We start from the raw sequence: 26,138 nt of genomic DNA, 5'->3' as shown, positions 1-26,138 counted from the left end.
CCCCCGGGTTGCTTTAGAAAGGTTGACGTAAGGATCATGATTGGAATGCAAAATGCTAATAAACTTGCTGCAGATGGACCCTCAAGGAAGCAGAGATTGCAACTTGCTGTTATTCTGGGCTCCATTACAACCATTGGGCCGTTATCGATTGATATGTATTTGCCGGCGCTGCCTACACTTGTCGACGATTTCGGTACGACGGCTGCTTTGGTGCAGCTAAGTCTCACCTTCTTTTTATTGGGACTGGCCTCAGGTCAGTTAGTAGCTGGACCACTGAGTGATGTATATGGACGTCGCCGTCCACTGCTTATAGGGATGTTCATCTATGCCGTTTCCTCAGTGCTATGTGCTTTTAGTCCTTCGATTGGACTTTTAATTATTTTGCGGTTTATTCAAGGTCTTGCTGGTTCAGTGGGTGTAGTTGTCTCTAGGGCGGCTGTGCGTGATCTGTACAGTGGCTCTGAACTAACGAAATTTTTCTCTTTATTGATGATTGTTAATGGTCTGGGTCCGATTTTGGCTCCAGTCATTGGAGGCCAGCTCTTAAGAGTGACTACATGGCAGGGGATATTCCTCGTATTATTTGCTGCCGGAATTATCTTCTGCTTGACGATTCTCCTGCGCTTGCCTGAGACATTGCCGAAGGAGCGGCGCTCCAAGAGTGGGTTGAAGGGTACTCTGCTTACCTTTAAGGTGTTACTTGGCAACCGCAAGTTTATGGGTTATGCCTTGTCCCAAGGTTTTGTTACAGCGTCTATGTTCGCTTATATCTCAGGGTCATCTTTTGTTTTGCAAAATATTTTTGCAGTTACTCCGCAGGTATACAGTTTGATCTTTGCTGTGAACGGGATTGGGATTATTATTACAGGTCAAATCGCCGGCAGACTAGCTGGTAAGGTGAGTGAGACGAAGTTACTGCTTAGCGGGTTGCTGCTCTGTACAACGGGGGGCGTCTTGCTGCTGCTTACGATCCTGGTAGGGGGAGGGCTGATCCCTATTCTAATCTGTCTGTTCGCCGTTGTCTCCAGTGTGGGGATTGTCGGAGCGACCAGCTTCTCACTTGCGATGCAGGACCAAGGAGAGGCCGCAGGCAGCGCTTCGGCCTTGATAGGGCTGATCCCATTGCTGCTTGGTAGCTGTGTAGCACCGCTTGTGGGTCTTGGAGGCGTAGATTCAGCCCTTCCAATGGCGATTGTGATTGCCTGTACGGGTGTTCTCTCTATTCTGTCTTATCTTCTGTTGGTCAGACGGGAGAATTCCAATTCCTAACAGTTTATCCTTATAACCTTGAAAGAGAGCAATACTTTCAGCAAACTTTCAGCCGGTTTTAACGTTCCTTATCTGCAAAAGGATTATATTGGAGGTAAGGAAGGGAGGGATGATTATGAGTATATCCGCAGTCTCAGGTTCTACATCGTATACTACCTCAACGTCTAGTACTACAGATACCAGCGCGCTCGAGAAACAAAAAGCGAAGCTGGAAGCCGAATTGGACAAGATTGATGCCAGCTCGGATGACGCGAAGACTAAAGAAACGAAAACGAAACAAATTGAGCAGCAGATCAAGCAGATCGAGGCACAGATTTCCCAGAAGTCGCAGAGCAGTGCTTCCGCAGCAAGCAGTAGTGCAGAAGCACCTGCCAAACCTGCAAACAACGCGCTTGCTGCGGCAAGCCCGCAAGAAATCGCTACCGCAACAACGAATAGCCAAGGCAGATTTGATATTCGTGTATAAACCATACTAAGTCGTGTTACATAACAAAAAGGGCATCCTTTGCCGTGAGGGATGTCCTTTTTGTTATGTATTTTTAAGTTTAGACTACAATTTAAATGTTCTTTTATCACATTGTTGGCCAATACTAGAAAGATACCCCTAAAATAAAGTTCCGTCATATTGATCTGTCCAGCTTCGTAATATATTAACTATGCTTATCCTCATTTCCCAAAAAATCTTTAACTGTTGCAGGGGTTAGGGATTTGCTGGCAGTCTAATAGAGTAGGTGTTGATTATCACGGGTCTTCTATTCCAAGAATTGCTATAATGGACTAGTTGTAAAAATTGTCTAGCACAACGTGTGTCAGCGGTAAAGGCAGGTGGGCTCATGCATTCAAAGCAACAGACATTAGAAAGATTCAAAATTGTAAGACTGATCTTATCTATCTATCGGATCCGGGCGGTCAGAGCTCTTTTTCCAGTGGCTATCATAGCGTTCGTATACTGGGAGGGGCAACATGAGCTGAAGCAGGTTCATTTAGGACTTATAATGCGTGAACTAAGGCGAGTACCTACGTCTGCTATTTTGCAAATGATTGGTTTTGCACTTCTTTCCGTAGCTGTGATGAGTGCTTATGATTATTTGATTCGGGCACATTTTCGTTTAAAAGTAGGGCTGTGGAGTACCTTTCGGTATGCATGGATTGCTAATACATTTAATAATTTGATTGGGTTTGCAGGACTGGCTGGAGTTGGTTTAAGGACGCTGCTGTATAAAAAAAGCGGAGTGCCGACCTCCGTGCTAACACCCGCCATTGTATTTCTGTCGCCGCTTATGATTACCGGGTTATCACTACTTTCATGGGCGAATATCTTTGGTTTACTCCCGGCAACGGCTTTGCTGGAAGAACATCGCTGGCTGGTATTTGCAGTATGGGGTATGGCGCTTTATTTGCCGGTTTTTGTGTTTGTGCAGCGCTCATCGCTTTATGCGAAATGGATTAACCGGGGAAAAGGCAGAACATCCTGGCTTACAGTCGTTAACTCCGTCGGTGCTTCCTTTCTGGAATGGAGCTTTGCTGGCGTGACGTTTTGGACCATCAGCAGCCATCTCTTGGATGAGGTCCATTTTATAGCTATCTTTGGTATATTTACGATTGCTGCTATTGCCGGAATCTTGAGTATGGCACCCGGCGGTATCGGTGCATTTGACCTTATCGCCTTGCTCGGGCTGACACAGCTTGGCTACCAGACCGATAAGGCGATGGCGGTGCTTGTCATCTTTCGATTGTTTTATTATGTCATTCCTTGGTTGATTGGATTGGTGCTGGCTGCACTGGAAATTGGTCTGCAAGGAAAAAAGGATCAAGATCGTTCAGTTCCAGGGTTCGAACCCGCTCTTAACAAATGGCAGAAGATCTGGGGCTGGCCGGGTCAGTATACCTTTCTGAGCGATCTTGGGATGTGGGCTCTTGGCAAGCTGGTACTAGCTAGCGGGCTTATTCTCTTACTATCTGCAGCAGTACCCGGATTGCTGTATAGGTTGAAGATTACGGAGGAAATATTGCCGTTTCCGGTAATGCAGCTTTCTCATCATCTGTCTGTACTTATTGGTTTTATGCTGATTTTATTGTCGCGGGGCATTACATTGCGGGTCCATAGTGCATATGTATGGACTAGCATACTTCTGTTTATTGGATCATTGTTTGCAGTCACTAAGGGTTTTGATTATGAAGAGGCGCTTTTGCTACTTATAGTAGCGCTTATTCTTTGGATATCCAGATCGCGGTTTTATCGGATTAGTGCGCCAATCAGCAGACAGAGCGCGATCCGGTGGTTTGCCCTCACTTCAGTAATTGCACTAAGCTACTATCTGATGGGCTGTTATGTACATCGTGGATTTCTGAAGCATCTGCCTCCGGGAGTACAGCCTGAATGGTTGCAGCGATATAGTCATGTTGCATTTACGGCAGTGGGAGGATTGGTCTTGTCTTGGGTACTGCTCATAATGTGGGTAAACCTCAGGCCCCATCATAAGGAGAACGAGCTGTTCGGGACCTTGGATGTAGCTAAGCTGAAACATTTTCTAGATGGAGTTCAAGGCAATACCTTAACTCATACTTTGTTTTTGGGTGATAAGGGCTTCTTCTGGGCTCAGAACGATAAAGTGCTGCTCGCTTTCGCCAGGGTTAGGGATAAACTCGTTGTGCTGGGTGATCCGCTGGGAGAGAGAAGCTTAATAAGTGAAGCCGTCAGTGAATTTAGACAAGCTGCAGATCAGTATGGTCTGGTTGTAGTTTTCTATCAAGCTTCACCTGCTTTTTTATCGGTCTATCAGGAGCAGGGCTATCGCTTTTTTAAGCAGGGTGAAGAGGCAGTGATAAGCCTTGATAACTTTGCACTCAGTGATCTGAAGAATGGTGATCTGCAAAGGGTAAGCGATCGTTTTGAACGGGAAGGCATGATTGTTGAAATTACAGAAGCGCCGCATGCTGATAGTTTGCTGAGAGAACTGCGAACGATTTCGGACGAGTGGTTGAATGGCCGAGCGGAAAAGGGTTATTCGTTAGGGTGGTTTAAGGTCGAGTATCTGCAACGGGCTCCCATTGTGGTGCTGCGGAACACCAAAGGTACAATACTGGCATTTGCTTCTATTGCCCCAGGGTATGATCAAGGATTGACCCTGTCCGTAGATTTGTTGCGCCAGCGGAAGAATGTGCCAAACGGGACGGTAGATTATTTATTGGTTTGTTTGCTGGAATGGGCGAAGTCCAAGGGGTATCGGCGATTTAATCTAGGCAACACTCCTCTATCATCCAGTGGGGGTCAGGACCCCGGAGCTCTGAAGGAGGAGAAGCTGGCTCATCAAGTGTTTAATAGAGGTGGGCATGGGCATGGTTACGGTTTTGCCAGATTGCGTCGTTACAAGGAAAAGTTCAATCCGGAGTGGGAGCCGCGTTACTTGGCTTATCCAGCGTCCCTAACATTACCCGTCTTAACGCTGGATCTGGTGAGGCTTGTATCCCGCCATCCGGAGCATAAAACGAATAACTAAAAAAAGGTGCCCAACGCCAAACGGCGTTGGGCACCTTTTTAATCAGGTTTACTTCTTGTCAGCTTCTGCATCTGGCAAAGCCCAGACGGAGACGCTACCGCCATTGACCGGGAAGGTCGCCCAACCATCTTTTTCAATGGTTATGGTGGCTTTATGGTTATGGGTGAAATCCACCCATGCTTCACCGGCGCGATGTTCTCCTACGAACATTCTCTTCTGGCCATTCTCACCATTACTGATCACAACCGCACAACCGGAGTGTTCAATATCCTCCACGCCGAGCCGTGTCCAGCCAATCGTGTTAGGATGATCGAAATAATCCTTCTGTTCACCATAAGCTTTGTGATAGCGGGTATACAGCAGAGGGTCAATCGCATCTTTTTTACCTGCTACAGGTGTTGGTCCTTCGATCCCATAATAATCCCCGTAAAAGACCACAGGATATCCATCACGTCGCAGCAGGATAAGCGCGTAAGCACTTTGCTTGAACCAATCATCTACCCAGGATTCCAGGGCTTCGTGAGGCTGAGAATCATGATTGTCAACGAAGGTTACAGCATTGGTGGGATGAGTCTGCACCAGTGTGTCATCAAGAATTTTGGTCAGATCATAGTTTCTGCCCTCCAAAGAAGCTGAATGCAGCTTGTAGTGAAGGGATACATCGAAGAGGTCAATTTTATAATCGACGGTATTCAGAAATTGTCGACAGGACTCTAAGTCGGAATTCCAGAATTCACCGACGATATAGAAATCCTTCTCGCATTTATTAAACATCTCTACCGCGAATTCTTTAACAAACTCATGGTTGATATGTTTGATGGCGTCCAAGCGGAAGCCGCTGCAGTGGAGGGTGTCCACCAGCCATTTTCCCCATTGGATCATTTCTTTTTTGACTTCCGGATGGCTGTAATCAATATTAGCGAACATTAGATAATCATAGTTTCCGAACTCGTCGTCAACATTCTGATTCCACGCTTTATTCTCGCCTACTATACGGAATACGCCGGTTCGCTCTTCTTTGGCGTCAAAGTCAGTGCCGTTAAAATGATTGTGATTCCACTTAAAGGCAGAGTGTTCATTCCCGCGGCCAGGGAAGGTGAATTTTGTCCAGCCCTCAATCTCGAAAGGTTTCGAAATTTCTTTCATCCGATCATTGGGGTCGACCTCGATGACTTGGAATACTTCCTTTTCATCCGCGCCAGCCTTATGATTCATCACCAAATCAACGTAAACGGCGATGCCATTCTTTTGACATTCCGAAATTGCGTTGATCAGTGCTTGTTTGGTGCCATATTTGGTGCGTACCGTACCTTTTTGGTCATATTCGCCCAGATCGTATAGATCATACACGCCATAGCCTGTATCTTCAGCGGAGACGGCCTTTGTCACAGGAGGTACCCAAACAGAATCAATGCCTACGGCTTTTAGCGCGGGTGCAGTTTCTTTTAAGCGATCCCAGTGTTTCCCGTCCGCAGCAACATGCCATTCAAAAAACTGCATCATTGTATGGTTCCTCATTATTTCTTACGCCTCCATATCCCATCAAGCAAATTTTACTCTCAACACTCTGATTAGTTTTTCAGATAACTCTTATTAAACTTAAAAACAGACTATGAAAAATAAGGCCAGTTGTTGAATGCGCAGGAAGGGACATGATTGTCATTAAACAGGCTTGAAAAGAATGATTTCTGACCTTTGGGAGAGATGCACAGCGTTGCGTCCATTCCGTTTAGAGCTATACAGAGCATGGTCGGCTTCAGATAGCAGTTCTTCTAGAGTGGCCTCTGGATTTAGGGCCTCCACAACTCCAAAACTTGCGGTCACATTAATGGGCCCGATGACGGTAAATAAGGTACTTTGTTCAATATCCGCGCGGATAGTTTCGCAGAGCAATGCTGCTTGCTTCAGCGACGTCTCTGGCAGACAGATCACAAATTCCTCGCCACCATAACGGCCAAAGAGATCTCCCTCCCGCAGATGTCTGCTGCACACTTGGACAATATGCTGTAGAGCTTGATCTCCATATTGATGGCCATAGCGGTCATTAATGCTCTTGAAGAAGTCCACATCCAGCAAAATCATAGATAATGAGCTTCGCAGGCTGCCAGCCCGGGCAAGCAATGCTTGACTAAGCTCCAAAAAATAGGAGCGGTTATAGATACCCGTAAGGCTGTCCATCGTAGCCAATTGACGCAGCTTCTCCTGAAGCAGTATTCGTTCAGTCACGTCAATCAGCATGATCATCTGTCCTGCTATGTGCCCTTCTTGTTTCTGTACCGGAGAGGAGCGGATTTGATAATAGCAGATCTCCTCTGCTTTGTTCCAAGCCACTTCCCGTTCTTCGCGCAACAGTGGCTCGGCATCCATCACATAGGACAAGGCATCTTTGCCTGCGTTAAGAAACAATTGTGCTAGCGGTTTGCCAATCGATGAGGAGTTGAGCCCCTCTATCATATTCGCGGCTGCACGATTGTAATCGACGAGCATGTCCGAGCGGTCGGTGACAAGCACTCCCTCCCGCATGCTCTCGAACAGATTCTCACGAGCAATAGGTGCAGCCGTTAACATGCCCCGGGATAAAATAGCCCAAATATATAGGGAGGAGGTTAGGCTCATAATGATCGGGACGGGATCCATTCCGTAAGGAGTCAAGCCTATCAGATACAAAAAAGCGCCGAGGGTTGGAAGGCTTAACCCGATTATTATTGTGATGATCTGCCTGCGGTATACCCTTTTCATCCGGTTCCACTGCCATATCATGAGGCAAATGGCTGCCAGCAGACAGCCGAAAGTAAAGCTGCCGTGAACGATATACCAAGGTCCCATCACAACATCAACGAGTGGGGTGGGCGTATTTTCCCGTAAATAAATGGATTTATAGAAGAGATGATGGTAATCATTGGTCCAGACCAGCAGCGTTGTAATGAATGGAATGATAAATAACGCCGCCCGTATGCCTTTTTTAAACAGCGTCTCCAGCCCAACGAAATGGATCACCATGATTAGACTAGCCGGGGCAATAAAGGGCATCCCCAGATATTCTAACTTAATCCAGAAGCTGATTTCCTCCAGAGTTTTCCCCGATAATTCTAATGCGAAACCGAAGGTGTAAATAGCAGAGGTAAAGGAGCTTATAACAAAAGCCCTGATTCCTAAGAAATCAGTTTTTTTATAATAGGCGAAAAGGGCTAGTAAGACACTCAGCACACCTGATATAGCAACAATTACAATATAATTCGAGATTATAGATCCCATGGGTCTATTGTCACCTACTCGGGAAAGATATGGATAAATATTACCACATATCTGCGGATATAAAAAAAATACTTCGGGTTTGTGGTCAAAAAAATGTCTCCTAGACAAAATGACGCAATTTAACAGGAGCTATTTTACTAATTGTCTAGTGAGAGTCCAGTGAGCAGCGTGTAACATGTTAGTTAATACTACATGCAACAGAAGTTTTCTTTATTTTATCTAAATAGCGTCAGTTTATATAACATTATAAACATGGCTTATTTTGAAAAGGGGGGCTGAGGATGTCATCACTAGCGACAAATATTCCTGAGATTCAGCTGGAGAATGTTGAAATGCGTTATCGGACAGAAGCTGCGGAAGTGCTTGCCCTGCATCAGGTGAGTCTTGATATTGCAAAAGGGGAGTTCGTCTCCCTGCTCGGACCTTCCGGATGTGGCAAAACGACGCTGCTTAGACTGATGGCCGATCTCATAGCACCAACAGGCGGGAACATTGTGGTAGCTGGGAAAAGTGCCAGAGAAGCCAGGCTGGCGCAAAAATATGGCATTGTTTTTCAAAGTCCAGTGTTATACGACTGGCGGAAAGTGAAGCATAACATCACATTGCCACTGGAGCTGATGGGGGTAAAGAAGTCAATCCGTGAGGAAAAGGCGATGGAGCTTCTTGATCTGGTGGGGCTGCAGAGCTTTGCGGATAAATATCCGTGGCAGCTCAGCGGCGGGATGCAGCAGCGTGTAGCGATTGCCAGAGCGCTATCGATGGAGCCGGAAATTCTGCTCATGGATGAGCCGTTCTCTGCGCTGGATGAATTTACGCGTGAGCGATTGAATGAAGAGTTATTGTCTGTCTGGAGTAAAGTGCAGAACACAATTGTTTTTGTAACTCATAGTATTCCTGAATCTATATTCCTCTCTGACCGGGTGTTTGTTCTTTCCCCGCATCCAGGTCGCTTGTCCGCTGTGGTCGAAATTCCTCTGCCACGTCCGCGAACGGCGGAAATGAGAAATAGCCCAGAGTTTTTCGAACTGATCGCACGTATTCGCGACAGCTTCGAAGGGGTGTAGTGATGAAAGGGGGCAGTATCTTTGTGCGAGGTCGTCTGCTGCCGTTGTTCGTCTGGATTTTTGGCCTGCTGCTAGTCTGGGAAGGGACTTCCTGGATGCTGCTCCATGTGGTGGAGACGCCGTTAGCACAGTCCAAGCTGCCATATGTTCATGAGGTGTTAGCTACCTTATGGCAGTATGGAGGCACGCTCTTGAAGGAGGGGGCTGCGACCTTCGGTAATGCTGGTGTTGGCTTCCTGATTGGAGCGGTAGCTGGTGCCTCATTGGCGGTGCTGATGAGCTTGTCGAAGACAATAGAGCAATTAACTTTTCCTTATGCTATTGCCTCGCAGATGATTCCGATTCTGGGGTTGGCACCCATCATCTACGGGATTGTGCGCGATGAACAGACCTCACGGATTATTATTTCGGGATATATCACCTTTTTCCCGGTGGCTCTGAACATGCTGCGCGGCTTGCGGAGTGTAGATCCATCAGCGCTCGAATTGATGCATTCTTACGCGGCGAAACCTTGGGCGGTCTATTGGAAACTCAGATTCCCGGCGGCTTTGCCGGGTTTGTTCGGTGGGCTTAAGATAGCTGCCCCACTTGCTGTGACTGGAGCTATTCTGGTGGAGCTTATGGGTGCCCAGCATGGCATTGGTGTAATTATGCTGCGCAATCTCTATTATGGAAGCTCTCACACCTATATGTTCTGGTCTACGGTGATTGTGGGTGCCTTGCTGGGAATCGTAAGCTACTGGTTAATCAGTCTGATAGAACGCCTGGTAACGCGTTGGCAGCCTGAATATCGTCCGAAAGGAGGCAGCCGCTAATGGAAACTAACTCCGTTCGGGAGACCACGTTTATAGGCTCTACTGGTAAAGAAATGGCTCAGCCGGCGCTAACGGCTACACCCAAGAATGCTGTAGCCGTTCCGAAACCTGCGGAAGCTACGGCGAGTAGAGGCGGCTCACGAATGCTGAATAGGATATTTAGCGCAGGGGTGCTGCTGCCAGTACTGGCAGGTCTGTTATTTCTTGCACTATGGGAATTTCAATTTTTCCATAAGATCTTTGATCTGAAAAAATATCAACTCCCGCTGCCTACAGCCATCGCCGAAACCATGCGGGATAATTTCAGCTTGTTGCTGTCCTATACCGGATACACTCTTGCTGAAGCTGTGCTGGGAATGTTGGTTGGTTCTGCTATCGGCTTCCTGATCGCTTTAGTCGCGACAGCTTGGCCGCGCTGGGGGAGTGGAAGCTTGACGCTGGTTGCCGCCCTAAATGCTGTGCCTATCGTCGCCCTCGCGCCCATCATGAATCTGTGGTTTGGAGATGGGATAGGCTCAAGAATTGCCATAGTAACCGCAACTACAATGGCAGCGATGGCGATCAACGCCTATAAAGGTATGGCGGCGATTGATCCATTGGCGCTGGATCTGATGCATTCCTATGCGGCAGGTAAACCGGCAGTGTTCCGTTATCTGCGGATTCAGAGCAGTCTGCCCTATGTATTTACAGCACTGAAGATTAATGCTACTGCCAGTATGATTGGCGCCATTGTTGGGGAATTCTTTTTCTCCTCAAAAGGGCTTGGATATCTGCTCTCCAATTCCATTAAAGTTGCCAAAATGCCACTGGGTTGGTCCTGTATTGTGTTGGCTGCGATTGCAGGCGTGCTCTTCTATTTAGTGGTTGAGCGGCTGGAGAAAGTATTCATTAAGTGGCATCCTTCGCAGCGTACTTAATCTTCCCCTCATTACATCCGGCCATAGTGGGAATGGAAAAGAGAAACCGCCCACGGCTGTATGCATAAACGCACCACGATGATTGTCCATACTGTGCTTGTTACAAACTTAAATTACGATAGGGGGAGTTCGATTGATGAACGGGAAAAAACGCAAATTTCGTGGTGGTTTGTTGGCAATCGTGATGATGTTGAGTGTTTCTTTAATGGCGGGTTGCGGTGGCAACAATAATAACTCGGCAGCTGAAGCTACGACTGCCCCTGAAGCTTCAGCAGCTCCTGAAGCAAGTGCTGCTACTGAACCGGCTGCTGATCCAGTTACAGTGAAGCTACAGCTGAAATGGGTGCCGCAGGCGCAATTCGCTGGGTATTTTGTGGCGCAGGATAAAGGATATTACAAGGAAGAAGGCTTGGATGTAGAAATTCTGCCGGGTGGGCCTGATATCGTTCCGGAACAGCAAGTGGCAGGTGGCTCCGCAGATATCGGTGTGGGTTGGGTAGCCAGCTTGCTGCCGAGTCTTGAAGAGGGAATGCCGCTGGTGCAGATCGCGCAAATCTATCAAAAGAGCGGATTGGTCCTGGTCTCCAAAAAAACTGCTGGCATTAATTCAGCCGCTGATCTTAAGGGTAAAAAAGTCGGCAACTGGATGGGTGGCAACGAATTTGAACTATTAGCGTTATTCGATAAATATAAGTTCGATCCGAATAAGGATCTAAGCTTTACGAAGCAAGGGTTCACGATGGATCAGTTCTTGGGCGATCAGATCGATGCGGCCTCAGCGATGACTTATAACGAGTACCAAGTGGTGTTGGAGTCAGGCATTAAGGCTGAGGATCTGAATGTCATTGACATGAATACAGAAGGCGTTGCAATGCTTGAGGATAACTTGTTCGCGAATAAGGAATGGCTTGCGGAGAACAAAGAGACTGCGGCAAAGTTTGTGCGTGCCTCCCTGAAGGGCTGGAAAGATGCAATTGCTGATCCTGCAGCTGCCGTGGACAGTGTGATGAAACAAGCGGAAGACGGCAGTACGACGAAGGAACATCAGCTGACAATGATGACTGAGGTTGCCAAGCTGATTCTGCCTGAAGGCTTTGACAGTGCCAAGATGGGATATACCGATGCGGCGGCGTTCCAGCAAACCGCTGATATTTCGCTTAAATTTGGTGTCATTAAAGAACCGGTTAAGGTAGATGAGGCTTATACGAACGAAATCGTAGAAATGGCGGCAAAATAACCAATTGAGCTTAATGTTATAGTGGATGGCCGCCTGATCTGGCGGTCATCTATTATAATCAGCAGTCCATCAGTGCATCTGAAACAGAGAAAGAGGTGCGAGCTATGTCTCTCCTAGTAACGCAGGCTGAAAGAGTTAAGAATTATGTGAATGGAGCTTGGGTAGAATCGTCGTCCGGGCGAGATGAAGAGGTTTATAATCCGGCGACAGGTGAAGTGATTGCTTATGTGCCCATTTCCAGTAAGGAAGAGCTGGGTGCGGCGGTAGAAGCGGCTGCGGCGGCATTTCAAGCGTGGAAAAGGGTCGCTGTGCCGCGTCGTGCCCGCTACTTTTTTCAATATCAACAGCTGCTGGTAAAGCATTGGCATGAGCTGGCCGAGCTGATTACGCTGGAGAATGGCAAAAGTCTGGAAGAGGCGCAAGGTGAGGTGCAGCGTGGAATTGAGTGTGTGGAATTTGCCGCAGGCATCCCCACGTTGATGATGGGCAGTCAGCTTCCGGACATTGCTACCGGTATTGAATCCGGGATGTACCGTTATCCATTGGGGGTGATCGGGGGAATTGCCCCGTTTAATTTTCCAATGATGGTTCCTTGTTGGATGTTTCCGCTTGCCATCGCTTGTGGAAATACCTTTGTGCTGAAGCCTTCTGAGCGTACGCCGCTGCTGGTTAATCGACTGGCAGAGTTATTTGCCGAAGCGGGCTTTCCTCCAGGTGTACTGAATGTGATACATGGGGCGCACGAGGTTGTGAATGGGCTGCTGGAGCATGATGAAGTGAAGGCGATTTCGTTCGTGGGTTCGCAGCCGGTTGCGGAATATGTATATAAGACAGGGACAGCGCAGGGAAAACGGGTGCAGGCGCTAGCTGGAGCCAAGAATCACTCGATTGTGCTGCCTGATGCGGAGCTGGACAATACGGTCAAAAATATCATTGCGGCTTCCTTTGGTTCGGCAGGTGAGCGTTGTATGGCGTGCTCGGTTGTGGTGGTTCATGAGGATATCGCTGACGAGCTAGTGGGTCGTCTGGCTGCGGCTGCGGATGAGCTTAAGATTGGTAATGGCGCGGATGACGGGGTGTTTTTGGGTCCGGTAATTCGCCAGTCGAATAAGGAGCGGACGCTTTATTACATTGAGACTGGTGAAGCTGAGGCAGCCAAGCTTGTGAGAGATGGGCGGAAGGATGCGGCTACGGGTGGTGCGGGTTATTTTATCGGGCCGACGATATTTGATCATGTGCAGCCGGGAATGACCCTCTGGAAGGATGAAATTTTTGCGCCGGTATTGTCTGTGATTCGTGTAAAAAGTCTGAGTGAAGCGATTGCGGTAACGAATCAATCCCCATTCGCGAATGGGGCGTGTATTTATACAGATAGCGCAAAGGCGATCCGTGAATTTCGGGAAGAAATTGATGCAGGGATGTTGGGTGTGAATCTGGGTGTGCCTGCCCCCATGGCATTTTTCCCCTTCTCGGGTTATAAGAAATCGTTCTATGGAGACCTGCATGCCAATGGGCGTGATGGGGTGGAGTTCTATACGCGTAAAAAGATGATCACTGCCCGTTATTAGAGAAAATGAGCTGCTGAGAGGAGAAAATGTTATGCAGAGTCTGGGGAATGATAGTGAGCTTGCGGTGAAGAAGGATCAGAAATATTTATGGCACAACATTACACCTTATAGTGAAAAGAATCCGCCTATGATTGCCGCCTCGGCAAGTGGGTCGTGGATTACGGATATACAGGGCAATCAATTTTTGGACGGGATGTCTGGCCTGTGGTGTGTAAATGTGGGATACGGGCGCAAGGAGCTGGCGGAAGCTGCTTACAATCAATTGCTGGCCCTGCCATATTTTCCTCTGACACAAAGTCATCTCCCGGCGATTGCGCTGGCGGAGAAGCTGAATGAGTGGCTCGGAGACGATTATGTGATCTTTTTTTCCAATAGTGGATCGGAAGCCAATGAGGCTGCTTTCAAAATGGCCCGCCAGTACCAGCAGCAAATCGGCCAGCATTATCGCCATAAATTCATTGCCCGTTATCGTGGGTACCATGGCAGTTCACTTGGGGCATTATCTGCAACGGGCCAGGCCCAGCGCAAATATAAATATGAACCGTTGGCGGGTGGTTTTCTGCATGTAGCTCCCCCGGACAGCTATCGCCGCCCGGCCGGGATGACTGTGGAAGAATTCAACCTCCAGTGTGCACAGTCCATAGAGGATATGATCATCTGGGAAGGCGTGGAGACGGTAGCTGCGGTGATTATGGAGCCTGTAATTACGGGTGGTGGCGTCATTGTACCGCATCAGGTTTATTTGGATCGGGTGCAGGAAATCTGCCGTAAGCACGGTGTGTTGCTCATTATGGATGAGGTGATTTGTGGATTCGGACGTTCTGGACGTAAGTTTGGTCATCACAACTTTAATGTGAAGCCTGACATCGTAACGATGGCTAAAGGACTGACTAGCGCTTATCTTCCTCTATCTGCCACTGCTGTTCGTAAGGATATCTATGAGGTATTTAAGGACAATAGCGATGACTATGGGCATTTTCGCCATGTGAATACTTTTGGTGGTAACCCTGCTTCCTGTGCGCTGGCGCTGCGTAATCTGGAAATTATCGAGCAGGAGAAGCTGGTGGAACGTGCGGATCTTTTAGGTAAAAGAATAAATACAGAATTTACTGAGCTGCTTGATCACAAGCTTGTAGGTGATGTCCGCAGCTTTGGTTTGGTGACAGGGGTTGAGCTGGTTGAAGACAAGGTCGGTAAGAAACCGGTAGATCTGAGTATTGTGAAAGGAATTATTGCCGAATGTAAGTCCAAGGGGCTTATCATCGGCAAAAATGGCGATACCGTAGCTGGGTTCAACAACGTGCTTACCTTCGCCCCGCCGTTATCCTCCACGGATGAAGATATAGAATTTATTATCGATACCTTTAAATCTGTGCTGAACGGGGGCTAGGTAAAGTGATTTTGTCTGGATATAGAAATTGGTAAGCGCGCAGGGCGACTTGAATGGAGATCCGATTCTCTGGCTGCATGAAGTCTTCACCCAGTAGCTCTGTTATTTTGTCCAGGCGATAATAAAGGGACTGTCTGACAATGAATAGGTTTCGAGCGGCAATTTGTTTGGAACCATCATGATCCAGATAAACACGAAGGGTAAGCAGCAGCTCGCTGCCTTTGGTTTGGTCGTGGTCGATTAGCGGGCCGAGATAACTGCGAATGAAGTTCTGCAACGTTTTTCCGTCATTTAAGCTCAACAGCAACTGGAATACACCCAACTCTTCATAGAAGAGTAGTGACTTCTGGTAACAGGAGTATAACGACAATGCCTGTAGGGCTTCCTTATAACCGGAATAGGCTCGTTTTAGGCGCTTATGCGATTTGCTGACTCCAATGACGAGCTGCAAATCCTTGAGCTTCTCATCGGAGCGGATGTTCTGCAGGGCTTCAAGTGCTTGTTGAAGTCGCATTTTTCCAGGCATTTTCGATTGGATATCGAGGGCGATGACGGTGAGGCGATTGTTCTTAAGGGTGATCAGCGGACGTAAAGAATACTTCTCAAAGATGGAACGCAGGATGAGCGAAAGGTGGAAGGTAATGGACTCCCATTCGTTCTCCGAGCTGTTCCATTTTACATCTCTGGGATTCTTGATCTCTATAAGGCATACACGGTAAGGGAGCTCGTTGACCACGTTGAAATTGGAGCCGATCAGGCCCTTTAAGCGGTTATCATCTTCGATGCGGCCATTGATCAGCTCGTCGACCCATAGATTTTCTGAAAAAAGCTTACGCTCCTCCATATACCGCGTCCGCAGCAGCTCTTGTGCAATGGACAAAGAGGCGGAATCCAGCAGCAGACAGTCGAACTCCTGTGGTTTGTGATTGCATACCATCAGAATGTAAGCCCAGGTCTGATCCAGCGCACCTACAGGCTTGAGCGCGATGGTCTTCTGTCCATATTCCCGGATATAGGGGGCAACGTCAGGTTGAATTCCTTCCAGCTCGTCGCCGAAGGCGGTGAAAAAATTCAGCAATGGAGCCTGCTCTTCCGGCGGAAGTGCCGGAAAAAATAAGGGTTTGCCTTGCAGCTGCATATAGACAATTTGTGTGCGGGTACTTTTGCACAATAATTGCAGCACTTTCAGCGTTCCTTGTGAAGTTAAGGTCAGGCGGTGGAATTCACGTGAGATTTTTTCAAGTTCTTGGAGCATCCGGTGATGCCGGTTAATGATAATCGAGTGAAGATCCAACGTGATATCTACGAAACGAACCGTGCTGGTGAAGATGATTAGCGGAAAGTCATGCCTGTCGGCTAAGTCGATCATCTCTTGCGGGATGGTGCTGAAATACGTACCTAACTCAATACATAGGCAAGCTGCATTTTTGTCGATCAGGTTCTGCATAAACTCCAAGGAGGAAGGGAGATCGACACTTGCACCAATCCCCGTAGTCAAAATCATTTCTTCGCCATGAATCAGAGTCTCGAAGTTGGCACTTTCCAGCACATGCACCCAGCGAATGGCACGGCTTAGGCCGCTTTTCCCGCCGATCACCTCGGCTTCTGCGAATAGTGGTCTTTTTAAAGCGTCACGAATGGTTAATACAAGCTCCCAGTCCATAGTTACTCCCCCTCGATCTTCTGCGCTCTGGCCTTCGGCTAACGCCTTGTTATTCTCAGCCTATTCTCACACGTAAAAAATACAGTTTTGAAATTAGACAAAGTGTCTAATGCAACGAAAATTCGAAATGACTATAGTTTGATTAACGGATGTCAGTATATATAACCTAGTCAGGAAGAACGTTGAGAGATAATTTCTGTTAATGCTTATATTACTACAATAAATTAAAGATGTAAGCAAAATATTCAGACAAAACTTGAAATAATGTTATATTATATAACACTAATATGAAAAATTACCCATAAGGAGGGACTAGTGATGGAGCATTCATCTCCGTTAACAGCATTTACACCTGATATGTTCATGCGCAATTTCGCCGAGGCTGAGCCGCCTCTGACCCATAAAGGTGCCTTGGATGAGTCTAATCGCTGTCTATATTGCTACGATGCCCCATGTATAAAAGCATGTCCGACCAGCATTAATATTCCCTCCTTTATCAAACGGATCGCTACTGACAATTTGAAAGGCTCGGCACAGACGATTATGGATTCCAATCCTGTGGGTGCCAGCTGTGCTCGTGTTTGTCCTACAGATGAGCTGTGTGAAGGAGCCTGTGTGTTAAATGATGCCTCGGCGCCGATCCAAATCGGACTGCTGCAGCGTTATGCGACAGATTGGGCGATGAACAGCGGAGTTCAATTATTTAAGGCTGGCACCCCTAATGGGAAAAAGGTAGCCGTAATTGGTGGTGGTCCTGCGGGATTGTCTGCGGCTAGGGAGCTCGCCCGTGAAGGTTTTGCTGTTGTGATCTACGAAGCAAAGGCGTTAGCGGGTGGGCTGGATACACATGGGATTGTATCGTTTCGGCTCCCGCAGTCTGTATCTCTTTGGGAAGTAGAGCAGGTAGAGAAGCTGGGTGTGGAAATACGTACAGGTGTAAAAGTCGGAGTGGATGTTTCTGTAGATGAGCTGAAGTCGAATTATGATGCTATCGTTTTGGCAGCGGGTATGGGATATGTGCCTCCAATAGGGATTGAAGGTGAAAAAATGGCTGGAGTTTATGACGCTATTGCGCTTGTAGAATCTACTAAGACGGGCATTCCTCTGCTAGAGCTGATGGGTCAGCGGATCGCTGTCATTGGGGCAGGGAATACGGCTATTGATGCAGCGACTTGCTCAGTGCGGCTGGGAGCCACCAATGTGAAAATGGTCTACCGCCGGACCCGCGAAGAGATGACGGCATATGACTTTGAATATGAATTCGCGAAGCAGGAAGGTGTGGAGTTCAGCTGGCTTACCTTACCGAAACGTATCGTGGGTGATGAGCTTGGGAATGTAACCGCACTGGAATGTGTGCAGATGAAGCTGACGGAGGAGCTGGGCAAAGATGGGCGTCCAATACCTATGCCGATCGAGGGTTCTGAGTTCTTGATTCCTGTAGATGCGGTTGTAATAGCTATTGGTCAAAAGCGTCGTCTGGATCTAATAGATTCCTTAGGTCTTATGCATGACCGTGGGGTTGTTAAGGTGGATGAGGTCACCTGCCAAACCTCCGATCCGCAGATTTATGCCGCTGGGGACATTATTTTTGGTTCAGGTAAGGGTGAGGCCATGGTTGTGTCAGCGGCACAGCAGGGAAAAGATGCAGCCCATGCGATTGTTAAACAATTCTCAGGCCAGCAGGAGGTCGTTGTTAGATCAGCGGGCTGAGCGTAGAAATCAAATTGGATTTTACATGACAGGGAGGGAACATCATGGCAGATTTAAGTATTAATCTCGCAGGAATCAAATCACCGAATCCGTTCTGGCTGGCCTCCGCGCCGCCTACGAATACAGGTTATCAAGTGCAGCGGGCCTTTGAAGCAGGTTGGGGCGGTGCGGTGTGGAAGACGCTCGGCGATCCGATCATTAATACCTCATCGCGTTTTGCGGCAGTAAATTTCAATGGGCAACGGGTTGCGGGCTTTAACAATATTGAACTGATCACCGACCGTCCGCTTGAAGTTAATCTGAAGGAAATCTATGAAACGAAAAAAAGATTCCCGAATCATGCGATTATAGCCTCCCTGATGGTAGAACCATCGCAGCATAAATGGCATGAGATTGTTAAGCGGGTAGAGGATGTGGGTGTAGACGGTCTGGAGCTTAACTTTGGCTGTCCGCACGGGATGGCTGAGCGTGGAATGGGCGCTGCTTCGGGGCAGCAGCCTGATCTGGTGCAGGCACAGACCACCTGGGTAAAAGAAGTTGCAACGACCCCGGTGATTGTGAAGCTGACGCCTAATATTACGGATATCACCGTCGTTGCCCGCCATGCGGTTAAGGGTGGAGCAGACGCGATTAGTATGATCAACACGATCAACAGTCTTGCTGGTGTAGATATTCATAGCTGGAACACAATTCCGAATGTTGGGGGTCAGGGTGCACATGGCGGTTACTGCGGGCCGGCTGTGAAACCAATTGCGCTTAGTATGGTGGCCGAGTGTGCCCGTGACCGGGGAGTAGGCATTCCTATCTCCGGTATTGGAGGGATTTCGACCTGGCAGGATGTTGTTGAATTCATGCTGATGGGTGCTACGGGCATTCAAGTATGTACAGCGGTCATGCATCATGGCTTCCGGATTGTAGAGGAAATGATCGATGGCCTGAACAACTATTTGGATGACAAAGGTTTGGCTTCCGTAACAGAGTTAATCGGTAAATCGGTATCCCGTTACTCCAACTGGGGTGATCTGGATCTCAACTATAAGGTAGTTGCCCGTATTAATGAGAACAACTGCATCAACTGTAATAAATGCCATATTGCCTGCGAAGATGCTTCACATCAGTGTATTGATATGTTAACTAATGCAGATGGGAAAGCTATTCTACAGGTCCGCGAGGAAGATTGTGTAGGTTGTAATCTTTGTTCTATTGTCTGTCCAGCAGACGGCGCGATCGATATGGTTCCAGTGGATACCGGGGCAGCTCCACTGACCTGGAATCAGCGGCAGAAAGTGATCGGCAGTTTGAATGGCACCTATTCGGAAGTGGAGGTGGTGTAAGGATGAAAAAGATTATTAAAAATGGCATCATCGTTACCGCAGCAGATACTTATACAGGCGATGTGGCGATTGAAAACGGGGTTATTACGGAGATTGGCCTTCATTTGGATGCCCCTGGTGCGGAAATTATAGATGCCTCGGGGTGTTATGTTTTTCCTGGAGGCATTGATCCTCATACCCATCTGGATATGCCTTTTGGCGGCACGGTTACAGCTGATGATTTTGAGACGGGAACTATTGCGGCTGCATATGGCGGAACGACCACAGTCATTGATTTTTGCTTAACCACCAAAGGACAACCGCTACAGCAAGCCGTAGATACATGGCATCATAAGTCGCAGGATAAAGCGGTGATTGATTACAGCTTCCACCTTATGGTCTCAGAATTAAACGATAAAGTACTGGGTGAGCTTCCGGAGATAATTGAGAATGAAGGCATTACCTCGCTCAAAGTATTTATGGCTTATAAGAATACTTTTCAGGCGGATGACGGCACACTTTTTAAGACCCTTCAAGCTGCGAAAAAAGAAGGTGCACTCGTTATGGTGCATGCGGAGAATGGAGATGTCATTGAATATCTTGTTGAGCAGGCCTTGGCCGCAGGCAACACTGATCCGATCTTTCATGCGCTGACCCGCCCGCCGGAGCTGGAGGGTGAAGCTACGGGACGCGCAGCTTATCTAACCGAACTGACAGATTCTCAGCTGTATGTTGTACACGTGACCTGTGCGGAAGCTGCTTGGAAGATTGCTGAAGCGCGTAAAAAGGGACTGCGCGTCTACGGCGAGACTTGTCCACAGTATTTAGTGCTGGATCAGACGGCACTGGAAAAGCCTAATTTCGAAGGTGCTAAATACGTGTGGTCTCCGCCCCTGCGTGAGCAGTGGAATCAGGATGTTTTGTGGGATGCGTTATGGAGCGGCAGCTTGCAGACGATTGGCTCTGACCAGTGCTCGTTTGATTTCAAAGGACAAAAGGATCTGGGGCTAGGCGATTTCTCCAAAATCCCGAACGGTGGGCCGACCATTGAGGACCGGTTTACAATTCTATATTCGGAAGGTGTGCAGAAAGGCCGGATCTCATTGAACAAATTCGTAGACATTATTGCTACCTCTAGCGCCAAGCTGTTTGGCTTGTATCCGCAAAAAGGCACGGTCGCAGTAGGTAGTGACGCTGACCTGGTCATTTTTGATCCTTCTGTAGAAAGAACCCTTTCTGCGGACACGCACCATATGAACGTAGATTATAATGCGTTTGAGGGCTTTGAAGTGAAGGGAGAGCCTGTTTCTGTTCTCAGTCGAGGCGAATTTGTTATTCGTGACAAACAATTTGTCGGCAAAGCAGGTTCGGGAAAATATTTGAAACGCAAACGTTTTGCAGCGGAGGCTCCTCTTCCTTCTAAGGCAGAAATCAGCGGAGGTGTTGTCTAGTGTCTGCTTTTGCGGAATATGCCAAAGAACAGCAGGAGATTGATGGGCTGCTTTTTAAAGGATATACGATTGCCGGCATCCAAGAGGGTTTGGACGGTGCCCGAATAAAGTTTGTCAGAGGGGAGCCGGCTAAAAGCTCGGTAGAGCTGTTACTACTCACAGCGGATGCCCGTAAGTACGTGACAACCCTTGTGGTTGCGGGGCTGAAGGCGGAAGGTGAGCAGGCGGGTTGTTACAGTGGAGAGGTTTGAGGGAAATGGAATTGAAAGCTGAGTAGTGAGCCTGCGCAGGATAGGGGGGGCCTACTGCTCGGCTTTTTATTGTGCTCCTGAAAGGGGGCGAGGAAATAAATTCCCTGAAAATAGCCGATTATCATCGCGGCATACACTTTTTGGGGAAAACCTCCCTAAAAATTACTGAAATACGCCGATTTTGCTCAAATTCGCTGAATATTAGGGGAGGTTTCCCCTAATCTATTTCTGTCGCTGCTGCTCACGCTCTATATACTCATACCGTAATATGGACATGATATGCAGAGATTCAAAATGTCCCTCAACCTTCATACAATCACGTAGAGTCCCTTCCAGTGTAAAGCCACAGCTTTCATAGACATGGCGAGCCCTGTGGTTGTGATCTCTAACATCCAACCATAGCCGATGCGTCTCGGTGTGCTGGAAGATCCAGTCGCTCACGAGACGAAGCGACAGTTTGCCATACCCAAAGCCCTTGGAATGGATGACGATTCGTTTAATACAAACGGTAAGATGAATATCTTGAAGTCCTGATACGATGATATAGCCGACTCTTTTCCCGGACCTCTCCCAAATTGTAAGATGCAGGATATCTGGATCATGGATAGCCGTAATGTGCTCCTCTTTACTCCACTGTCCGATATAGGCACGATTAAGCTCACTTTGTTCAATGGCTAGAACGAACGCTAAATCCTGCTCAGTGGTAGTTTGCAGATCCAACGTTTCTGAATGAATGATCATAACCTTATGCCCCCGTCTAATATGTATTTTTGTCTATAGTAACGAAGAATTTTCTCCCTGTCATTTAATTAGTCCCGGTTGCTCACTCTATATTGGCGGCACTGTAGGAATGAACGTAACTTCGTGTATAATTGAGACCAAGTGTTAAGAATTCCAATCGGATGAGGAGATCAGCTGGTTATGTATTTTCTTGATATTATGTCTTGGCTGACAGAGGATAATCTGCGGCATCTGCTTGAACAATATCGTTCGTTTGGGCCCTTTCCGGGCATTGCGTTAACGTTTATGAAATCATTTATACCACCACTGCCAACTATTGCGATCGTAGGGTTAAATGGGGCCGTATATGGTTTATGGTTAGGTTTTTTGTATTCTTGGATCGGTCTGGTTGCAGGCTGTGTGACTACCTTTTGGATTATCCGCAAAGTAGCCTCCCATCGTTATTTACGAAAATGGGCAGCGCGGCCCAAAGTAGCCAAAAGCATGACGTGGGTGCGGCAAAGCGGATTTAGCTATGTTTTTCTGCTTAGTATATTTCCGGTAGGGCCTTTTGTTGTGATTAATATGGCAGCGGGGCTTGCCGGGATGAGGTTCCGTTCGTATCTTCTTGCGCTCACGGTAGGCAAAGCGATTATGGTATTCGCAGTTTCATACATTGGCAACGATCTGGAACGTTTCATTCGCCAGCCGTGGGAGATTATCTATGTTCTGTTGTTTATCGGGCTGTCGTTATGGGGAGTCAAAGCCATCGAAGCGCGTTTTGCTAGAACAGCACAGGATGGGAACAAGATAGCTTAGCATAGAGTCCGAATTAACTGGAATCCCTAAATTTAAATAGAATAAAGGAGGAAATGATGATGAAATATCGTAAGCTTGGCAGTACAGGAATGAATGTCTCGGTGATTGGCCTAGGGACTTGGCAGTTTGGCGGAGAGTGGGGCAAGGATTTCACTCAGGTTGAAGTCGATGCCATGCTGGATAAGGCTGGAGAGCTGGGTATTAATCTGATTGATACGGCAGAATGTTACGGAGATCACTTGTCGGAGAAGTTCATCGGGGATTATCTGGCGCGCCGCAAACGCGAGGACTGGGTTGTAGCTACGAAATTTGGCCATCATTTTCAGGGGCATTTGCAGCGGGAACAGCTATGGCGTGCTGAGGATGTGCTTAAGCAGCTGGACGACTCCCTCCGCGCACTCCAAACAGAGTATGTTGACCTTTATCAATTCCATTCCGGAACGGATGAGCAATTCGATAATGATAAGCTGTGGAGTATGCTCGACAGACAGAAGCAAGCCGGAAAAATCCGTCATTTGGGCGTGTCGATCAGTGCATCCGGCTCGGGGGTGCACCAGACCTCTGCGGCAGCGGATGTGCAAGCAGAGGCCATACAAGTAGTATATAATCGGCTGGATCGTCAACCTGAAGAAGAGATTCTTCCGCTGTGCATCGAGCATCAATTAGGTGTGTTAGCTCGCGTTCCGTTAGCCAGTGGTTATTTGAGCGGCAAGTATAAGCCAGATGCGGTTTTTGCTCAGGGTGATGTGCGAGCTAACCATAAAGAGGATGTAAGACAAAAGCAGCTGCGCGCAGTAGCAGAAATTGCTGCTAATGAAGTGCCGTCAGGTCTGGATATGGCGCAGTGGGCTTTGGCTTGGTGTCTCCAGCATTCCGCAGTAACCAGTGTAATTCCGGGCTGCAAAAATGTAGAACAGGTCATCTCCAATGCCAGTGCTGCCGATTTGGACATGGTGAAGGGCAACGTGTGATAAGTTAGATTGTTACATGGTGAAGAGTTCTTGGAGCTTCATCTCGGGTGAATGCTGCGCGTAGATATGATTCCAGCTGTTCGTGGAAGTATCGTAAAGGTAGTCCTGCTTCCATTGCTGGACATGGGTCGCAATACTCCTTACAGCGGATACAATTCTCTCTACTTCCTGATTAGTCATAATGGGATGTAGGGAGATGCGAATCCACCCTGGTCTGAAGGATTGGTCGCCGCTCATGATCGCTCCGGCAATCTGAGCGGATTGCGTCCACCCTAATCCAAGCAGGTAATGTCCGTATGGACCTGCACAAGAGCAGCCGCCTCGAGCTTGTATGCCGAAACGGTCATTCAACAGCTGAACAGCGAGGTTGTAATGGATATCACGAAGTGTAAAAGAGACGATTCCATGACGTTCTGTATGATCTCCGGCCAGCAGCGCGCATTCCGGGATGCTGCGGAGTCCTGCCATTAATTCCTGACACAGCTCGTGTTCTCTAATCACCATATATTGACCTTTTCCATTCATCTGCTCCTTCAGCTTAACGCAAAGTGCCGTGCGAAAAGCCTGTAAAAACCCCGGTGTTCCCCCGTCTTCCCGCATCTCAATCGCATTGGTGTAGCGGCGTCCTCCCCAAGGGTTGACCCAGGCTACTGTACCTCCACCCGGTTCGTCAGGAATACGTCCATTGCTCAGTGCTTCATCAAAGATTAGAACGCCATTTGTGCCCGGCCCACCCAGAAATTTATGCGGAGAAAAAAAGATCGCATCAAGCTTCTCCAGTGGAGAAGGGGGGTGCATATTGATAGGCTCGTAGGGAGCACTGGCGGCAAAATCCACAAAGCATACGCCCCCATGACGATGCATAGTAGCCGCTAGCTTTGCGTAAGGCGTCTGAATTCCAGTCACATTAGAACAAGCTGTAAATGAACCAATCTTGAAACGGCGATTGGGGTACAGTCGCAGTTGGTCTTCAAGCTGTTGAGGGTCAATATTTCCGTCCTTTCCGGCGGGAATGGTAACGACGTCACCAAGTCCCTCCTGCCAAGGAAGAATATTGGAATGATGCTCCATATGGCTGGTGAAGATAACGGGGCGGTCTTCCAGTGCACGGTTATTATGTTCCAGTAGCCATTCCGGGAGCCTTAATCCCATGATACGCTGCAGCTTGTTCACGGCTCCTGTTGTTCCATTGCCGCAGAAGAGCAGTACATCCTGAGGGCCAGCATTTACATGGTTCTTGATGATTTGGCGAGCTTCATTATAAGCCTGCGTCATGATTAGTCCGGTGGTGTTGGAATCTGTATGTGGATTGCTGACGTAGGGACCGAAGGCTTCCTGCAACTTGCGTTCGATCGGTTCATATAAGCGCCCGCTTGCGGTCCAATCGGCATACAGAAGCGGCTGTCTGCCATAAGGGGTGTTGATTTGATGCCGAATGCCGATGGTGTGACCACGAAAAGTATCAAAATGGTCTTGTAATGAAGCGGGCGTCTCTGCAGAAGAGGCGTGGATGATGTTTAGCACGGATATTCCCTCCAGCCCGTACGCCGTCAGTGTTAAGTTAATGGGGTGTATTTTCGGCGTGCCAGTAGTTTCTATGGCAACAGTATATGCCTGCATGGGGGATTGGGTTAAAGCCTAGTCAGACTTTAAATAAATAACTGTACATCACTTTCTAAAGCATCTTTTAAATATGCCGCAGCATCGATGATTTCGACCTCTGGCAGCAGTTCCTCGGGCTTAAAGCCCATGATCTCCACAGAGAGCTTGCAGGCATAGAATTTGATGTTTTTTTTACGAGCCCCTTTTAGAAAATGAATCAGCTTCGGTGCGCCTTGTTCCTCCATCATTTCCTCCAGCATCATTCGTCCCAGCCCGCTAAAGTTCAGATGAGAGAGCGGCAGCTGCCCAGGGCCCTTCGGTGTAATAACATCCATCAGCTTCTCGTAGATACTCTTGTCCTCAAGAGTCATTTTCTCCGGATCACGCACTAAAAATAGACCCCAGAATGAAAAAAACATAGTAACCTCGACATCGATATCTCTTGCGGCATTCGCTAGGATCAGTCCAGCCATCGCTTTGTCGTATTCCCCACTGAACATTAGCAGATTGATTTTTTTGCTCACCCTGATAATCCTCCCGTTACTTTTATTAGAATGTCATTAGTATGGTTGTGAGGGGGAGAACTATGCGAAGAAGCTTTCTGAAATTATAAAAAAAAGCCC

At 47.9% G+C, this 26,138-nt stretch carries 21 protein-coding genes; 15 read left to right on the top strand and 6 right to left on the bottom strand.

Going from position 1 to position 26,138, the window contains the following annotated elements; translation table 11 throughout:
• Positions 1-45 precede the first annotated feature (45 nt).
• The 3 genes from MHI51_RS29195 to mprF all read left to right on the top strand — a co-directional run bounded on the left by MHI51_RS29195 (position 46) and on the right by mprF (position 4,769).
• Complete coding sequence (locus MHI51_RS29195; RefSeq protein WP_405174084.1) at positions 46-1,269, top strand: multidrug effflux MFS transporter; 1,224 nt, start codon at positions 46-48, stop codon at positions 1,267-1,269.
• Positions 1,270-1,384: 115 nt separating this feature from the next.
• On the top strand, positions 1,385-1,735 hold the full coding sequence (locus MHI51_RS29190) for a FlxA-like family protein (protein ID WP_076099710.1): 351 nt from the start codon (positions 1,385-1,387) through the stop codon (positions 1,733-1,735).
• 367 nt (positions 1,736-2,102) lie between these two features.
• Positions 2,103-4,769: a bifunctional lysylphosphatidylglycerol flippase/synthetase MprF gene (gene mprF / locus MHI51_RS29185; RefSeq protein WP_405173438.1), complete on the top strand. Its 2,667-nt coding sequence runs from the start codon at positions 2,103-2,105 to the stop codon at positions 4,767-4,769.
• Between the two features lie 48 nt (positions 4,770-4,817).
• Here mprF and MHI51_RS29180 read toward each other — a convergent pair whose 3' ends face one another.
• Positions 4,818-6,290, bottom strand: coding sequence for an alpha-amylase (locus tag MHI51_RS29180; protein WP_036682065.1), 1,473 nt, complete (start codon positions 6,288-6,290; stop codon positions 4,818-4,820).
• Positions 6,291-6,431: 141 nt separating this feature from the next.
• Entirely contained in the window at positions 6,432-8,024 is a 1,593-nt protein-coding gene (locus MHI51_RS29175) for a histidine kinase N-terminal 7TM domain-containing protein (protein WP_340941143.1), read from the bottom strand.
• Positions 8,025-8,305: 281 nt separating this feature from the next.
• Between MHI51_RS29175 and MHI51_RS29170 the strand changes: the two genes are divergently transcribed.
• The 6 genes from MHI51_RS29170 (at position 8,306) to MHI51_RS29145 (ending at position 15,015) form a co-directional block, all read left to right on the top strand.
• The gene (locus MHI51_RS29170; RefSeq protein WP_036682061.1) at positions 8,306-9,088 is read left to right on the top strand and encodes an ABC transporter ATP-binding protein; all 783 of its coding nucleotides are present in this window, start codon (positions 8,306-8,308) and stop codon (positions 9,086-9,088) included.
• Between the two features lie 2 nt (positions 9,089-9,090).
• Positions 9,091-9,903, top strand: coding sequence for an ABC transporter permease (locus MHI51_RS29165; RefSeq protein ID WP_405173437.1), 813 nt, complete (start codon positions 9,091-9,093; stop codon positions 9,901-9,903).
• Positions 9,903-10,820: an ABC transporter permease gene (locus MHI51_RS29160; RefSeq protein WP_339188843.1), complete on the top strand. Its 918-nt coding sequence runs from the start codon at positions 9,903-9,905 to the stop codon at positions 10,818-10,820. The genes MHI51_RS29165 and MHI51_RS29160 overlap by 1 nt, the downstream gene beginning before the upstream one ends.
• A 136-nt stretch (positions 10,821-10,956) precedes the next feature.
• Positions 10,957-12,057 carry an ABC transporter substrate-binding protein gene (locus tag MHI51_RS29155; RefSeq protein WP_076181976.1) on the top strand — a complete coding sequence of 367 codons (1,101 nt, stop codon included), beginning with the start codon at positions 10,957-10,959 and terminating at the stop codon, positions 12,055-12,057.
• 104 nt (positions 12,058-12,161) lie between these two features.
• The gene (locus tag MHI51_RS29150) at positions 12,162-13,625 is read left to right on the top strand and encodes a CoA-acylating methylmalonate-semialdehyde dehydrogenase (protein WP_076191724.1); all 1,464 of its coding nucleotides are present in this window, start codon (positions 12,162-12,164) and stop codon (positions 13,623-13,625) included.
• Positions 13,626-13,656: 31 nt separating this feature from the next.
• On the top strand, positions 13,657-15,015 hold the full coding sequence (locus tag MHI51_RS29145) for an aspartate aminotransferase family protein (RefSeq protein WP_342410266.1): 1,359 nt from the start codon (positions 13,657-13,659) through the stop codon (positions 15,013-15,015).
• Here the strand turns inward: MHI51_RS29145 and MHI51_RS29140 are convergent.
• The gene (locus MHI51_RS29140; RefSeq protein ID WP_076276254.1) at positions 14,990-16,678 is read right to left on the bottom strand and encodes a PucR family transcriptional regulator; all 1,689 of its coding nucleotides are present in this window, start codon (positions 16,676-16,678) and stop codon (positions 14,990-14,992) included. The two genes, MHI51_RS29145 and MHI51_RS29140, sit on opposite strands and share 26 nt — an antisense overlap.
• Before the next feature lie 318 nt (positions 16,679-16,996).
• On the opposite strand from MHI51_RS29140, the gene MHI51_RS29135 reads away from it, so the two are divergent.
• The 4 genes from MHI51_RS29135 to MHI51_RS29120 are packed head-to-tail and all read left to right on the top strand — an operon-like array spanning position 16,997 to position 21,403.
• Positions 16,997-18,388 (top strand): NAD(P)-dependent oxidoreductase, encoded by a 1,392-nt coding sequence (locus tag MHI51_RS29135; protein ID WP_405173436.1) that lies wholly within the window; start codon positions 16,997-16,999, stop codon positions 18,386-18,388.
• 44 nt (positions 18,389-18,432) lie between these two features.
• Positions 18,433-19,722, top strand: a complete 1,290-nt coding sequence (preA, locus tag MHI51_RS29130; protein ID WP_076276253.1) for an NAD-dependent dihydropyrimidine dehydrogenase subunit PreA — start codon at positions 18,433-18,435, stop codon at positions 19,720-19,722.
• A 2-nt stretch (positions 19,723-19,724) separates the two neighbouring features.
• Positions 19,725-21,152: a dihydropyrimidinase gene (gene hydA, locus MHI51_RS29125; RefSeq protein WP_076276252.1), complete on the top strand. Its 1,428-nt coding sequence runs from the start codon at positions 19,725-19,727 to the stop codon at positions 21,150-21,152.
• Positions 21,152-21,403 carry a hypothetical protein gene (locus MHI51_RS29120; protein ID WP_076219131.1) on the top strand — a complete coding sequence of 84 codons (252 nt, stop codon included), beginning with the start codon at positions 21,152-21,154 and terminating at the stop codon, positions 21,401-21,403. The genes hydA and MHI51_RS29120 overlap by 1 nt, the downstream gene beginning before the upstream one ends.
• Positions 21,404-21,625: 222 nt before the next feature.
• On the opposite strand, the gene MHI51_RS29115 is transcribed toward MHI51_RS29120, so the two are convergent.
• Complete coding sequence (locus MHI51_RS29115) at positions 21,626-22,144, bottom strand: GNAT family N-acetyltransferase (protein WP_076276251.1); 519 nt, start codon at positions 22,142-22,144, stop codon at positions 21,626-21,628.
• A 180-nt stretch (positions 22,145-22,324) separates the two neighbouring features.
• Here MHI51_RS29115 and MHI51_RS29110 point away from each other — a divergent pair, with 180 nt between their 5' ends.
• A complete protein-coding gene (locus tag MHI51_RS29110) occupies positions 22,325-22,942 on the top strand; it encodes a TVP38/TMEM64 family protein (protein WP_036682051.1) in 618 nt (205 codons plus the stop codon).
• 59 nt (positions 22,943-23,001) lie between these two features.
• The gene (locus tag MHI51_RS29105) at positions 23,002-23,913 is read left to right on the top strand and encodes an aldo/keto reductase (protein WP_076276250.1); all 912 of its coding nucleotides are present in this window, start codon (positions 23,002-23,004) and stop codon (positions 23,911-23,913) included.
• A gap of 12 nt (positions 23,914-23,925) precedes the next feature.
• Here MHI51_RS29105 and MHI51_RS29100 read toward each other — a convergent pair whose 3' ends face one another.
• Both MHI51_RS29100 and MHI51_RS29095 read right to left on the bottom strand, forming a co-directional pair.
• Positions 23,926-25,437, bottom strand: coding sequence for an aminotransferase class V-fold PLP-dependent enzyme (locus tag MHI51_RS29100; protein ID WP_076219133.1), 1,512 nt, complete (start codon positions 25,435-25,437; stop codon positions 23,926-23,928).
• Between the two features lie 125 nt (positions 25,438-25,562).
• Entirely contained in the window at positions 25,563-26,039 is a 477-nt protein-coding gene (locus tag MHI51_RS29095) for a DsrE/DsrF/DrsH-like family protein (RefSeq protein WP_036682046.1), read from the bottom strand.
• Positions 26,040-26,138: the final 99 nt, after the last annotated feature.

The sequence above is a fragment of the Paenibacillus sp. FSL H8-0260 genome (assembly GCF_045040625.1).
Lineage (GTDB): Bacteria > Bacillota > Bacilli > Paenibacillales > Paenibacillaceae > Paenibacillus_AQ > Paenibacillus_AQ odorifer.
This window is presented reverse-complemented; position numbering and strand designations above follow the sequence as displayed.